This is a genomic window from Streptomyces sp. NPDC002817 (assembly GCF_053592055.1).
In genome coordinates this window covers 39,855-53,407 of sequence record NZ_JBSFUY010000047.1, presented here as the reverse complement: position 1 = coordinate 53,407, position 13,553 = coordinate 39,855, and the positions used below count along the sequence as shown (strand labels likewise).

Genomic DNA, 13,553 nt, shown 5'->3' with positions numbered 1-13,553 from the left:
TCGGACGACGCAGGGACACTGCTGTCGTCATCGATCACCCAAGCCTCGATCATGAGCACGACGATCTCACAGCCGGATCTGAGAGACAGTGCCTATCCGTCGATGACGCATGGCGTGAGCTCGGCGATGGTCTTGCTCGACAGGCCGACAAGCGGCGCGGTTGGGGTCACGGAGACAACGACCAGCGGTGATTGGCAGGCCGGCGTGGACGGCCTTCGCCGGTGCCGTCGGTGCACTGCTCATGTCAGCGTGTACCTACCCCGGCAACCCTGCGGAGTTCGGCTACAAGAAGACGGCCGGCGGCGACATCGTGATCGCCTACCCACGGTGTCCTGGGTACACCGTGTCCGGCGGCGCTGCTATCTATGCCCGTGCTGACGACGAAGGGAAAATCGACTTCAAGACTCTCTGGCAGGCTGACCGACAGGCCTCCAAGTCCGTGGAAGCCGGAGTGTTCACCGTGGGAGTCCCGGAAGCTTCCAGACCGAGAAGCGACCGCTGAAGGGGGAGTTGCCCAACGGATTCCACGTCGAGGTCACCGAGACGTCCCAGGGCCGTACGGAGCACGGCAGAGACGGCTGGATCGACCTCAAGCGCCTGACGTCTGAGCCCCTCAAGAACGACGAGTTCATGACGAACGAGGGGGAAGTGATGACGCGGGCCGAGATATCTGACCAACTCAAGTGCGAGAGCGCCGGCCCGACCTCGTAGGCGAGGGAGCGCTTCACCCTGACACTGTGCCCGCCGGGCCCCCCGTACGGGCGGGCACAACGTTGCCGCACGGGCCGGTCGTATCGCTTCGGAAAATGTCGTCTACCTGCACAACCCTTTCGCTGTCTGGAGAGTCTTGCGGGCACGTCTGTGACGGTGTCCTGTCACGTCCCGTGTCGCGTTCTCTGGAGTTGCCCGTGCGTAAACGCACTCTGCTGATGTCCGCCACCCTGCTGGCCTCCGGCCTCACACCGCTGGCCATGGCGAGTGCCGAGGCCGCTGTCGGCACACCGGGTGACGTGAACAAGGATGGTTACCGCGACGTCGTCATCTCGGCTCCGGACGCCACCGTGGCGGGCCGCACGAAGGCCGGGGCGGTGGTGGTGCTCTACGGCACGGGGCACGGCATCGATCCCTCCAGACGCACCGTACTGACGCAGAACTCGACCGGCGTCCCGGGAACAGCCGAGTCCGGCGACCGGTTCGGCGCGGCCGTCGTCGTGTCGGATCTCAACCGGGACGGCTACAGCGACCTCGTGGTCGGCTCGCCCGGCGAGGAGGTTTCGGGGGACGCCGGCGGCGGCTCGGTCACCGTCGTCTACGGCACATCCTCTGGCTTGACGAAGGCGAAGCCGGTCGAGGACCCATGGCCGTCGTCTCACGACGCCTACGGGCGGACTCTTGCCGTGGGAACCTACAACGGCCTGAACCCCGTCAACGACGGCAAGCTGTCGATCGTCGTGGGCGCCAACGACGCCGAAATCACCTTCATGCCCGCCGACCTGTCCGGGCAGTCGGGGACCTCGGGCAACGGGTTCGCGTTCAACCCCGCCTACGGCATCGTCGCGCTCACGGCGATCGATCTGCCCGCTAGTGACGACGATCGCCTGATCGTCCACGGCCGGGGCGTCGGCGACGGCGGCTGGGGCTACGACGGCACCGGGGACGACCCGCGCGCCTATTTCGCCGACCCGGCCGGGTTCGAGGATGCCGACCTGCCCGCCGGTACCACGTCCGCCGTGGGGGACCTGGACGGCAACGGCTCCCTGGACCTCGTCATCGGCAATGCCGAGGACCCCTCGCAGAGCCCGGGCGCAGCGCTCGGCGGCAAGGTCACCATCTACTACGACGCCGGATACTCGGGCTCCTCGAGCCGGGTGCAGACCATCACCCAGGACACGGCGGGCGTGCCCGGGTCCGGTGAGGCCAATGACCGCTTCGGAGCTTCCGTCGCGATCGGCGACACCGACAAGGACGGCCGCGCCGACCTCGTGATCGGCGCCCCGGGCGAGAACGGCGCGAGCGGCGCCGTCACCGTCGTACGCGGCACCGCCGATCAACTGGACGCCGCCCACGCCCGCACCTGGTCGCAGAACACCGCGGGTGTAGCGGGCAGCTCAGAGACCGGCGACGCCTTCGGATCGGCCGTGCGGATCGTCGACACCAACAAGGACGGTTACGGCGACCTCCTTGTGGCTGCCTCCGGCGAGAACGGCGGTGCGGGAGCGCTGTGTTCGCTGCGCGGCTCGGCCGTGTCCGTCACCGCGACCGGCTCCACCAGCGTCAGCACCGGCGCACTGGGCCTCGGGTCGGCCGGCGCCGCGCACCTGGGAAGCGTGGTGACCGGTCCGTGATGCACCCCCGCCCCTTCTCGCACGCCACCGAACCCGGAGCCGTCATGACGCACCACGCGCCCGTTCGCCCCCGCCGCAGATCCTCCTCGCGCCTGCTGTCTGCCGCGATCGCCGTCAGCGCGACCACCACGCTGACCGCTGTCGTCCTGCCCGCCGGACTCGCGGCAGCCGCCGCACCCTACCGCGGCGCCAACACCCCGGCAGTGCAGGACGACTTCAACGGCGACGGCTACCACGATCTGGCCGTCGGAGCCCCCGGAGCCGCCAACGGCACGGTGGAGGCTGCCGGCGCGGTCGTCGTGCTGTACGGCTCGGCGAACGGCATCTCCGCCTCCCACCGCACGGTCATCACCCAGGCCACCACCGGAGTCCCCGGCAGCCCGGAGGAATGGGACGAGTTCGGCCGTGCGGTCACCTCGGCCGACCTCGACCGTGACGGCTACGCCGACCTGCTGATCGGCACACCGTCCGAGTCCGCCGGCACCATGGGGGGCGTCGGCTCACTGACCGTGGTGTGGGGAGGCTCGGCCGGCCTCAAGGGCGCGGCCTCCATCTCCCCGCCCACCGGACTGGACGAAGGCTGCGGTTTCGCGGCAAGTCTGGCCGTCGGGGACGTCACCGGTGACGGCGCACCCGACATCGCCGCCACCGGCAACTGCGGCGCTACCACTTACACCGGACCGTTCACCCGCACCGGCACCGCGGCGCAGCGGAACTTCGTTAACGCCCTCGGCACCAACCGCGGTGTCGTCATCGGCGACGTCGACGGCGACGGACGGGCCGAGCGCTTCTGGCTGCCCGGCCCCACCGACGGAGACGTGAGCGGACCCGTCTATGCCGAGGGCCACGACGGCCGCTACACCGAACTCCCGCTCGCCGACGGCCTGTCGGGCCAGATCGGCGACATCAACGGCGACGGCTACGGAGACCTGGTCACCGGCGTGCCCTACGACGCCTCCCTGAACCCGGGCGACACCCCCGCCCACCGCGGCGGCGAGATCCAGGTCCTCTACGGCAGCGCGCAGGGCATCACCCCCTCACAGAAGCCGCAGGTCATCCACCAGGACACCGCGGGCGTGCCCGGAACGGCCGAGGACGGCGACCAGTTCGGATCCTCCCTCGCCATCGGTGACACCAACGGCGACAAGTACGCCGACGTGCTGGTCGGCACTCCGGGAGAGGCCGTCGGGTCCGCCCAGTACGCGGGCGGGGCGACCCTGCTGCGAGGATCGGCCGCCGGTCTGACCACGACCGGAGCGACGGCCTACACGCAGAACACCAGCGGCGTCCCCGGGACAGCCGAGAGCGGCGACCAGCTCGGCGCTGCCACACACCTCGTCGACGTCACCAAGGACGGCAAGGCCGAGGTGATGGCGGGCACCCCCGGCGAGAACCACGACGGCGCGCTGTGGACCGCCCGGGGATCCGCCTCCGGCCCCCTCACCGGCGGATCCACCGCCATCAGCGGAACTGCCGCCGGACTCAAGTACAAATACACCGACATCGAATTCGGCGCGGCACTCCCCGCGGCCCGCTCCACCATCTGACCAGCCGAACAGCAACCAGCGGTGGCGGCGTGCCCCGGAGCCGGGCCGCCACCACCGGGACTCCTCGCTCGGCTGCAACGCCAAGGGCTCCCAGGAGGACGTGCGGACGTGCGGACGTGCTCTAGGTTGACTGACGTGAGCGAGTGGGGGCGGAGCTATCGATATGTCGGGCCGGCCGAGCTGAAAGCGGCAGTCCGGCCCGGTGACAGCGGGCGTCGCATCGGCTCGGCGGCTGACTTCAATGGCTTGATCAGGGAGCAATCGGCGACGGAGCTGACCGAACTGTTTACCTTCGTGGTCGGCATGGATGGCGTCCTTCGGCTGGCGCCGTGGCGAAGCGAGCACGTGGCCTGCGCGGGCGGCGACATGGCTGAGCGACGGCGAGATCAGCTTCGTACGTGGGGCAGACCGGTGGACCGTGAGCGAGGTCGGCAACCAGTCCACCGGCTGCTGCCCGGACGTCACCTCCTGGACGGAGGTCTCCCGCGCTCTGGACGCAGCAGAGCTCCGGCGGCCCTCCGGCTTCACCCACGAGGTGGTGTTCCGGCTGTGCCCCAACTGCCAGGAGCACAACATCGTCCGTGAGGACGACTTCGTCTGCGTCTTGTGCGGCAGCGATCTCCCCACGGCGTGGAACGCGGACTCACGGCATGACGGCCAAGGCGATACAGCCGATGAATGACGAGCCCGCGCCTGGCCAGGACGTTGCAGCGCAACATGGGTAACAGCGCTTTCGCACGTGAGGCATGTAGCCGATGGCACGCGAGACGTACGGTTTCGGGGCGGCCCTCGTGGGCTCGCCGCATTCGCCAGGGCAGCGTCAGCCGAACCCGATGAGCGAGGTGGCGACGCACACCGTCGGCCAGGTTCCGGCCGCTTGATCACCGACCGGCAAAGCCGGGAGCCCCTGCTTTCACAGCGCTTGTGACCTGCGGCTATCCTTTCGCCGCTGTCGTGCGGACGAACGTGAAGCCGTCCATTCGCCTTGGGGGAGGGGATCGGCAGCCATCCATTCGCCATGGGGGCACATTGAACCTGCGTACGCGCCGCAGATCCGCGGCGCTCACCACTGCCGCCGCACTCGCGGCGGGCCTCATCGCCGCGCTTCCCGGGCCGGCCGACGCCGTTCCCGGCAACTGGCCGGCCACCGACGGCAAGCTGCTCTACACGGACGTCGGCGATCAGATGGCGTTCGTCCGTCCCGACGGGTCATCGTGGTCCCAGTTCCACCCGACCGGACACCAGGGCGCCTGGTCCGCCGATGGCAGCCAGATCGCCTTCGTGAACCCTCACGACGACCATCTCCGCACGGCGTGGGCCGACTCCGAGGACACCGGTGTCGACTTCGCCATGCCGTCGGGCAGCGGCTGGCATCCTGCCGATCCGACCTTCTGGTACGGCGGCGGCGACATCGTCTTCACGGCCGGCGGCCGGCTGCGGCTGACCGCAGCCGACGGCACCCGCATGCCGAAGGCCCTGTTCGGTACCGATGTCGACGGCTGCGACTCCGAGCCAAGCGGCGCGGTGAACGGCATGCTGGCCTTCGTGCGCACCGGCACGAGCTGCGGGACCGCGGGTGCCCCTGCCGTCTGGGTCTACGACGGCCGCTCCGGGGCGTTCACCAAGCTGGCCGACGACGCCAAGGACCCGAGTATCTCCCCGGATGGCCGGTCAGTGGCCTTCACCCGGTCGGTCGATGGGCACAGGCAACTGTTCAAGGTCAACACCGACGGCACCGGGCTCACTCAGCTCACCACGGACGCCGTGGACCATCATCGGCCCGCCTGGTCGCCGCAGGGCAACCGGATCGCGTACGACGTCTACATCTCGGGCGACCCCGACGTCGCCGACGGACCCCAGGTGCGCATCCACGACCTCGGCACGGGCACGATGACGCGGGTACCCCAGGACACCGGCACCGACGTGGCCTGGCAGCCGCTGAGGAACAACGCGATCTCCCGGGTCTACGGCTCCGACACCTACGACACCAACATCGCGTCGTCCAAGTGGACCTGGAACACGGTCGGTGCCGGTGCGGCCGGCCTGCCGAACGCGAACGCGGCCGTGCTCATCAGCAAGTCCGACGCGGCCTACGCCACCACCGCGACATCGCTGGCCGGCAAGAAGCGGGGGCCGGTGCTGATGACCTCCGGGACGGTCCTGGATTCCTCGGTGCAGACAGAGCTCAAGCGCATGCTGCCCAAGGGCAAGACGGTGTACCTGGTCGGCGGCACCAAGATCCTCAGCAGCGCGGTGGCGTCCAAGGTGACCTCGCTCGGGTACGTGGCCAAACGGCTGTCCGACGTCTCGCGCTACTCGACCTCGGTGGCCGTGGCCAAGGCCATCACCAGCACACCGAAGTACGTCTTCCTGGCAACCGGCACCGACTACCACAACGCCCTCGCGGCGAGTTCCGCTGCCGGTTCGATGGGCTCAGCCGGTACCGCGACCGTCCTGCTGACCGAGGGTGGGACCATGACCGCGTCGGTCCACGGGTACCTCAACAAGTACAGTCCCGCCACGACGAAGATCATCACAGTGGGGACCGACACCGAGTCGGCGCTGACCAAGGCGTACAAGGCCGGGAAGATGCCGAACTGGCCCGGCTCGTTCAGCTACTACCGCGTCACCGGCGCCACGCCGCAGTCGAACGCCATGCGGCTCGCTGACATGTGGTGGTCGCTGCCGTCGAACGCCGCCGTCGCCTCCGCGGGGAGCTGGCGGGGCGGTGTCTCCGCATCCTCGGCGATGACCACCCACGGCCCGCTGCTGTGGACCGACGTCACCGCACTGTCGTCCGACACCAAGCGGTACCTGATGCGCATGTCGTCGAGCATGTACCACGTGGCCGTCTTCGGCGGCTCGGGATCGGTCGACGCCTCCGCCATCCCCAAGATCGGCGCGGCCATCGGCGTGGGCACCAACTACGTGTACACGTCGTACTACAAGGGCGTGGCATCGCAGATCCCGACCACGCAACCACTGCCCGGCGCCACCGGGCCCACGCCGAGCCCGGACCTCGCGCCCCTGCGGGTGGCGACAACGCGGTAGCCCTCACGGCCGGCAGGGCCCCGACCGGTCAGCCGCTCGGGGTCTTCAGCGCAGCCGCATGTCCGATGCAGCCAGCACACCCCCAGCCCGCAGAGGCCGGGCCCGTATCCAACACAGCCTCCAGCACACGCAGTTGGCGCGCTTCGCGCTTGCACCGGGCACAGCCGGGGCCCTTGGGGACCAGGGCCTGCCGCCTACCCGAAGCCAACGCCCGTCGCCAGCGGTTCGCCGACATCCGGGCCACCCTGACCCGCCGGGCCGCCTCCCCGTCACTGGCCCCGGCCTCGATCAGATCGGCGGCCGCCAACCTGACCCGCTCACGCCGAACCCGCTCCTCCGCCGTCAGCCATCCACCACCGGGACACCTCATCTCTACGGCATAGCGCGGCCTACGACAGCCGTCACAACCCCACGTAACCCAGACCCTTAAAGATCTCTAGCCTGACTACAGGTAGCCGGCCACCACCAAATCCGGGCCAAGGACATGAGGATGCCCAACTGTCGCCCACGGCCGCACCTTCTACCAGCGCATGCCGAGGGCATCGAGGTCCGCCCAGCGCTCTGCCGGCAGCCTGACCGCACGGCGCCAGGTGTTGTCCAGGAAGGACCTGAGCTTGATCTCCTCGCCGTCGACGACCTCGAGTGCTTGCGCGCCGGCCGCGGCCTGGACCTGTTGCAGGAGGCGTTCCCAGGTGCCGTCGGCCGACCACAGCCGGTGGCGTTCATAGACCGTTTTCCATGGCCGAACCGCTCGCAGCCGGTAGTCGCCGGGGCCGCTGAACGACAGAACGGGGAGCTCTTCGTCCAGGTCGTCCATCGTGCCGCGGACCACCAGGTCGCCGGAGACGGAGTGCGCCGAAACCTCCACGACCTCCTGCCAGTCACCCTCGCCGGGTACCGGCTCGGTTTCGTGGAGGGTGAGCGTGACGTCGACGGCCGAGGCGGCCGTCGCGGTGCACCGCGCGTGTCAGGCCAGGGACTTCTTCCCAGGCGGTCGGCTCACAGCACCGTCGGCGGACGTGCGCGTGTGGATCTCGGTAGGGTCAGAAGCGTTGACTGACCGTTGACCGAAGGGTGCGGGCATGCCGGTGGTGAGGCGTCAAGAACTTGAGCCGTATGTCGAGTTCTACGCCCTGTGGGCCGAGGACGCCGATGAAGAGGAGCCCGCAGAGAGTCCTGAGCCCGCTGAGGCTGAACTCCTCGAAGTGCGTGAGCGGCGTCTGTGCTTCAGGAGCGGCGGTCACACACATCATGCGTCCTTCACCGCGGAGGTGTGGGACCAGGAGCCGTCGGCGGACGAGCGGGAGATCTGGGAGTCGAGCGCGGATACCCAGTGGTATTGCCGCTCCGGGGAGATGGCGCTGTGGTCGTATGGCGGTCCGAGCGAGCCGGTCGTGGAACTGGGGATGGCGGACACACTGTGGCGGGTGCGCGCTTACGTGAGCGGGCAGGAGCGAGTACGCGAGCTCGCCCAGCAGGAGGTGCCCGCCGGGGTGGAACGGTTCCTGGTCCAGTTCTGGCCGGTGTGACCTTGACCGAACAGATAGAAGCACCCCCCGGACGGGCGCAACGATTCTCAGGCACGCACGGATTCCACGCCTTCGACGCGAAGTGGTGAGCCAAAGCGCGATGGTTGTCACCGAGATCGATGGGGCCGAGTAACGGGGTGGCCGCCGCTGCTGCCGCTCTCTGCTGCAACGGCCTTCGCAAGGCGGGACCTGCGACTCAAGGGGCCAGTACCGGCTTTCGGTGGCGGAGGAGGGTCGCCTTCGCCACCGAAAGCCGAAACCTGGGGGGCACTCAGAGTAAGCCAGTTCAGATGTCACCCGATCGTGCAGCAGACCCGTTCACGGCCTATCACAAGTAGCATGCCGGCAAGCTGCGTTCGCCCCCTGCTCGTCCGACGAAGAGGAAGACTCGTGCGAAAGCCCCTGATAGCGATGGGTGTGGCCCTGATGGCGACCATCGGGTTCGCCGCGCCCGCGCAAGCCGCTGTGACGATGCCCTTCAGCATGGCCTACGGCAACAGCACCATCGCCGGAACCATCCACTTCGGCGACGGGTACACCGCCAGCGTGAACGCCATGGTCCACGCGGCGAGCGACGCCCGCCGGGGTTACGCCTACGGGGTGAACGGCTTCGAGGAGAGCAACCGTCCCTACAGTTGGTGGGCCTGGGCGGGCGGGCAGGACGAGCCCCTCGCCGGATCGATGACGATCCCGTGGGAGGGCGGCGTGCGGAAGGTCTACATCACAATGGAGGACGGGAACAACAAACCGGTGGCCAGGGTGGTCTGCACTCGCAGTGGCTGTACGCGGGTAATCTGAGCTGACTGCCTGATGCCGACCGCGGCGGGCTGAGCGGGGGAGCCAGGTTTCCCGTTGGTGCTGCGTTCCCTCTGCTGCTGCATCAGACCTCACCTGAGCTTGGCGTTTAAGAAGCCGTATTTCAACCGAACTTGATCGTGTGATTCCTGCTGGTCAGGCATGGTCTCGCTCGGGGTGAGGCAGGCATGCGGCGTCTTGTGTCGGCTTGATGGTCGAGGGGTGCGCGGTGGCGTCGGTGCTGGGAATGCTGGAGGAGCGAGAGGCGGCTGACCGGGTGCGGGTGGAGGGCCTGCGGGAGGAAGTCGCGCGGCTGGCCGGGGTGTTGGAGGCTGCGGAGATCGAGCTGGACCGGAGGGTGATCGCGAGGGAGGAACTCCTCGAGGCCCTGGCGGTCACTGCGGCCGGGTCGACTGCCGTGACCGAGGCCGGGACGGAGCGGGAACCCGCGTCCTCACCCGTGCCGGGCTCGACGGTGCCGCCCTGGCGGGACGGGTTGGCAGAGACGGTTCTGGCGCCGGACTACCAGCGGCTCCTGGGTGTGCTGGAGGAGGGGCAGTCAGCGGGCAGGGGGCCGCTGAAGGCCAGGGAGATCGCGGTGGAGCTGGGCTTGGAGACGACGCCGGCGAAGGTCGAGGGAGTGCGCTCGAAGGCCAGGCGTCTGGCGGAGCGCGGGTGGCTGGTGCAGGAGTCGTCGGGAGCGTTCAGCGCCGTTCGGCGGCCGGTGGCCGTGCAAGACGCCGGCTCATCCGCGTGATCATCGACCATCGGATCATCGCTTCGCTGGTGGCGGGCAGGGTTTCGTAATCTCTCGCCAGGCGGCGGGAGTTCATCAGCCATGCGAATGTGCGCTCGGCCACCCAACGCCTGGGGAGCACCACGAATCCCTTCATGTCGTCGGTGCGCTTGACGATCTGCAGGGTGAGGGCGAGTTTCTGTCGGCACCAGTCGACGAGGTCGCCGGTGTAGCCGCCGTCGGCCCAGACAAGACAGATGTCGCGACGCAGACGGCGCAGTCGGGTCAGCAGGCCCGCGGCGGCGTCCCGGTCGCCGATGTTCGCGGCGGTGACCGCGACGACCAGGAGCAGGCCGAGGCAGTCGGTCACGATGTGCCGCTTGCGGCCCGGCACCTTCTTCCCGCCGTCGTAGCCGCGTGAGGCGGCCGGCACCGTTGCGGCGGCCCGCACCGACTGCGCGTCGATGATTCCGGCCGTGGGCTCGGCCTCACGGCCCTCGCACCTGTCCGCGCAGCCGGTCATGGAACTCGGTGATCAGCCCGTGCTCGCGCCAGTGGCGGAAGAACGCGTAGACCCGGCCCCAATCGGGGAAGTCCGCGGGCATCGCCCGCCAGGAGATCCCGCCCGCGACCAGATACCGGATCGCGTCCAGCAGCTGGCGGTGGCAGTAGCCCACCGGCTGCCCGCCCCGCCCCTGAAGCCAAGCCGGCACCGGCAGCAACGACCGGATGGCCGCCCACTCCGCGTCCGTCATGTCCGACGGATACCGCCGCACCCGATCGGGATGATCGGTCGCATTCCCGTACACGTGCGCGAGGCAATCACACGATCGAGAGCCCGAGTTGAGAACAGCGGGCGTGAGCGCGTACAACTGCGACAACAGGGCCTCCCGTGCCCGGAGCGAGGACAGATGATCAGTTGTTCCCGGCCCGCACCAACCACTTGAACATCGAACGGGACGGCAGCCACACCACTCCCGCACCGTAGGTGGTCTCTCGCCTGCCTGCGCCAGAGGTGTCATCTGAGTTGATCGTCGTCAACGCTTCCAGCACGCGCGGGTCTGCGGGAAGCTCGAGGAACGTTTTCTGACCGTCCGTCCGTCGAACAGTCCCTCAACACCCTATGCCTGTGCACGAGATCAAGCGTCTCGGCCTGGGCGGGCTTGCGCTTGGCGCGCTCCCCGCCGATCAGGTGCCTTGTCGACGAGGGCTTCGCAGTCCTCCCCGGCGACTTCGGAGAAGGGACGCCGGCAGGCCTTGCAGTAGGTGTCCAGGGCGTCGATGCGCTGCTCGGTCTTCGTCTTGAAGGAGCCGCGAAAATCCACAACGCGGGCAACGGCTTCTTCGACGACGCTTTCGGCTGCTACAACCCAGGTGTGGTGGTGCTTGGTCGCAGTGATGGAACGGGACGAGGACTCGTCGGTCACGTGCAGGTCTCTCCCTGAGAATTCCGGGCCCGCTCCAAGGCCATGTTCAATCTGGGAGACGCGGCAGTGCCTTGTTCCGTTACGTCAACTCCCGGGCACAGCCGCCGCTGAAGGCAGTCGGCCGCGCCCGGGAGCGCTACGCGCCGAGGGCCGGGGGCACCGCGGCGTGCGTGACCCCGTCCTCAATGCAGGCCATATCTCCCGTCGCCAGGGCCTGCAGGCTGATGAGTAGACGCGCCCGACCTGTTGTCCACTGGTCAAGGAACTGAAGAGTTGGCATGACGCGTACGGTGGCCCGAGGGTCGCGAAACACCAGGGCCGTGGCCTCGTCGCGGGCCATGGGCGCGGCTGCCATGACATGGGTGACTACTTTTCGGCGTCGCATCTGCACCCAGTCGACGGCGACGCGCCGCAGGAGCCTCAGCCCGCCATAGGGATGGGCAAGCATCTGGGAGCTGGCTTCCTCTGGTGTCTGCCCGTCGCGCACGCCGCCCACGGGAAGCATCAGCAGACCGTGGAGGTCGACGACGGTGATGCAGTCGGCTCCGACCGGGACGAGCAGCGAGACGCCAACCACGGGTGGCCGCCAGTTTTCGTAGGAGGCGTGACGGCTGCGCTGCGTGGGCGCGGTGGCCGTTGCGGTGGGCACTAGGCTTGCTCGTTCTGCACGGCAGCCACGATCTGGTCGAGGTGCCGGGACTGGCTGGTGCTGGGGATGGGGGCGATGTGGGAGCCCTGGGAGAGGAGCCAGTGCAGCGGAGCGGCGGGCCCGTGGACGCTTGCTATGACACCGGCGCCCAGCGGCCGGTAGGCCACGTACGGGATGTTGAGGTCGCGGCACATCTCCACGGCCGGGTCGTGGCAGTCGGTGGTGTTCAGCGCGTTCTGCACCGCGGTGACGGGCCGGTACTTGAGCACGTACCGGATGTCTTCGGGCGTGACCTTCGAAAGGCCGATGTACCCGATCTTTCCCTCGTCCTGCAGGGCATGCAGCACGGCAATCTGGTCGTCGCGCGAGACTTCGGGATCGATGCGGTGGAGGTAGCACAGCTCCAGCCGTTCCACGTGCAGGCGACGGAGGCTTGCTTCGACGCTGGCTCGCAGGTAGAAGGGGTTGCCAAGTGGCTTCCACTGGCCGGGGGCAGGGCGAGCCATGCCGACCTTCGTGGCGATCAGTAGATGGTCGGGGTAGGGGTACAGAGCTTTTCGTATGAGGTGTTCGACGGTGTGGGGACCGTAGGCATCGGCGGTGTCGATGTGGCTGGCCGTGGGTGTGCACAGCCTGGCGCAGCACGCTGAGAGCTGTGTCGCGGTCGTCCGGGTCACCCCACGTGCCGGGGCCGGTCAGGCGCATGGTGCCGAATCCCAGCCGGGAGACGGGTTTCCCGGCGATGGTGATGATGCCGGCGGGCGGTGCGGGGATCATACGAGCTCCTGCTTCAGGCAGTGCTGGACGGCGACGTCAACGGCGTGGGCCTGACTGTCGGGGTCGCTGGTCACCCTCTGGTGGGGGATGGCCTCGTTGGCCAGCAGACGGTGCACGCGGTCGTTGACGAGGTGCCGGAAGTGCCCGTCGTAGTCGTGGCTGGTATCGACGGGCACGCTCGCGTCGAGCACAGTCGCGAACAGCAGGTCGTACTTGGGGAGCTGCGTCGAGGCGAGGGCCAGCAGACGCTCGCGCTCGAGCCGGGGCGGAGTCTCGGCCCGGAACGCCATCGCCGCCTCGAAGTAGGCGATGGCGTCGTGGGCGGCGCGGTCGATGAGAACGACTTCGGCACCCTGAGCGGCGGTATGGGTCTCGTCGAGGATGCCCTGCGCGATGATCCACTCGGTGGACCGCACGGTGTGGTTCTGCATCTTGGGTAAGCCGGCCGCAGCGGCGCGTTTGCCGAGCTGCCCAGTGCGCGCCACGGTGAGGCCGTAGCCACGCAACTCCATCTCTATGCGCTTGAGGAGCGTCGTCTTGCCCGTGGAGTGGGTGCCGAGCACGGCGATCCGCAGGGGCTGTGAGGTCACCACAGGGTGGGGTCCCTTTCTGGTTCGGGGGCGCCGGGCAGGCCAGGCGGCACGGCCGCAGCGACCAGCTGGTCCCAGGTGTCGTAGCGGGAAGCCATGGCGATGAG

14 protein-coding genes and 3 pseudogenes are annotated in these 13,553 nt (G+C 68.6%); 9 read left to right on the top strand and 8 right to left on the bottom strand.

Features of this window, described 5'->3' with window-relative positions:
- Positions 1–187: 187 nt before the first annotated feature.
- From ACWD3I_RS44990 to ACWD3I_RS44965, 6 genes and pseudogenes are all read left to right on the top strand, one after another.
- Complete coding sequence (locus ACWD3I_RS44990) at positions 188–502, top strand: hypothetical protein (RefSeq protein WP_365406826.1); 315 nt, start codon at positions 188–190, stop codon at positions 500–502.
- Between the two features lie 8 nt (positions 503–510).
- Entirely contained in the window at positions 511–711 is a 201-nt protein-coding gene (locus tag ACWD3I_RS44985) for a hypothetical protein (protein WP_365406829.1), read from the top strand.
- Positions 712–908: 197 nt separating this feature from the next.
- On the top strand, positions 909–2,345 hold the full coding sequence (locus ACWD3I_RS44980; protein ID WP_365406832.1) for an integrin alpha: 1,437 nt from the start codon (positions 909–911) through the stop codon (positions 2,343–2,345).
- Between the two features lie 44 nt (positions 2,346–2,389).
- Positions 2,390–3,892: an FG-GAP-like repeat-containing protein gene (locus ACWD3I_RS44975; RefSeq protein WP_365406835.1), complete on the top strand. Its 1,503-nt coding sequence runs from the start codon at positions 2,390–2,392 to the stop codon at positions 3,890–3,892.
- A 135-nt stretch (positions 3,893–4,027) separates the two neighbouring features.
- A pseudogene (locus ACWD3I_RS44970) lies at positions 4,028–4,574 on the top strand (hypothetical protein).
- 347 nt (positions 4,575–4,921) lie between these two features.
- Complete coding sequence (locus ACWD3I_RS44965) at positions 4,922–6,943, top strand: cell wall-binding repeat-containing protein (protein ID WP_365406837.1); 2,022 nt, start codon at positions 4,922–4,924, stop codon at positions 6,941–6,943.
- Positions 6,944–7,025: 82 nt separating this feature from the next.
- On the opposite strand, the pseudogene ACWD3I_RS44960 reads toward ACWD3I_RS44965, so the two are convergent.
- Together ACWD3I_RS44960 and ACWD3I_RS44955 are read right to left on the bottom strand one after the other, a co-directional pair.
- A pseudogene (locus ACWD3I_RS44960) lies at positions 7,026–7,313 on the bottom strand (IS630 family transposase); the annotation flags it as partial.
- Positions 7,314–7,591: 278 nt separating this feature from the next.
- Positions 7,592–7,682, bottom strand: a pseudogene (locus tag ACWD3I_RS44955) (IS5/IS1182 family transposase); the annotation flags it as partial.
- 343 nt (positions 7,683–8,025) lie between these two features.
- Between ACWD3I_RS44955 and ACWD3I_RS44950 the strand changes: the two are divergent.
- From ACWD3I_RS44950 to ACWD3I_RS44940, 3 genes are all read left to right on the top strand, one after another.
- Positions 8,026–8,472 carry a hypothetical protein gene (locus tag ACWD3I_RS44950; protein WP_365406840.1) on the top strand — a complete coding sequence of 149 codons (447 nt, stop codon included), beginning with the start codon at positions 8,026–8,028 and terminating at the stop codon, positions 8,470–8,472.
- Between the two features lie 390 nt (positions 8,473–8,862).
- Positions 8,863–9,270, top strand: coding sequence for a hypothetical protein (locus ACWD3I_RS44945; RefSeq protein ID WP_365406843.1), 408 nt, complete (start codon positions 8,863–8,865; stop codon positions 9,268–9,270).
- A gap of 208 nt (positions 9,271–9,478) precedes the next feature.
- Positions 9,479–10,024 carry a hypothetical protein gene (locus ACWD3I_RS44940; protein ID WP_365406846.1) on the top strand — a complete coding sequence of 182 codons (546 nt, stop codon included), beginning with the start codon at positions 9,479–9,481 and terminating at the stop codon, positions 10,022–10,024.
- Here ACWD3I_RS44940 and ACWD3I_RS44935 read toward each other — a convergent pair.
- The 6 genes from ACWD3I_RS44935 to ACWD3I_RS44910 form a co-directional block, all read right to left on the bottom strand.
- Positions 9,972–10,526: a transposase gene (locus ACWD3I_RS44935; protein WP_451084372.1), complete on the bottom strand. Its 555-nt coding sequence runs from the start codon at positions 10,524–10,526 to the stop codon at positions 9,972–9,974. The genes ACWD3I_RS44940 and ACWD3I_RS44935 overlap by 53 nt on opposite strands.
- On the bottom strand, positions 10,492–10,758 hold the full coding sequence (locus tag ACWD3I_RS44930; protein WP_451084371.1) for a transposase: 267 nt from the start codon (positions 10,756–10,758) through the stop codon (positions 10,492–10,494). Before ACWD3I_RS44930 ends, ACWD3I_RS44935 begins: the two co-directional genes overlap by 35 nt.
- 384 nt (positions 10,759–11,142) lie before the next feature.
- Positions 11,143–11,430 (bottom strand): hypothetical protein, encoded by a 288-nt coding sequence (locus ACWD3I_RS44925; RefSeq protein ID WP_365406849.1) that lies wholly within the window; start codon positions 11,428–11,430, stop codon positions 11,143–11,145.
- A 136-nt stretch (positions 11,431–11,566) separates the two neighbouring features.
- Complete coding sequence (locus ACWD3I_RS44920; protein WP_365406852.1) at positions 11,567–12,079, bottom strand: hypothetical protein; 513 nt, start codon at positions 12,077–12,079, stop codon at positions 11,567–11,569.
- A complete protein-coding gene (locus ACWD3I_RS44915; protein ID WP_365406855.1) occupies positions 12,079–12,756 on the bottom strand; it encodes an aldo/keto reductase in 678 nt (225 codons plus the stop codon). Before ACWD3I_RS44915 ends, ACWD3I_RS44920 begins: the two co-directional genes overlap by 1 nt.
- Before the next feature lie 96 nt (positions 12,757–12,852).
- The gene (locus tag ACWD3I_RS44910) at positions 12,853–13,446 is read right to left on the bottom strand and encodes an AAA family ATPase (RefSeq protein ID WP_365406858.1); all 594 of its coding nucleotides are present in this window, start codon (positions 13,444–13,446) and stop codon (positions 12,853–12,855) included.
- Positions 13,447–13,553: the final 107 nt, after the last annotated feature.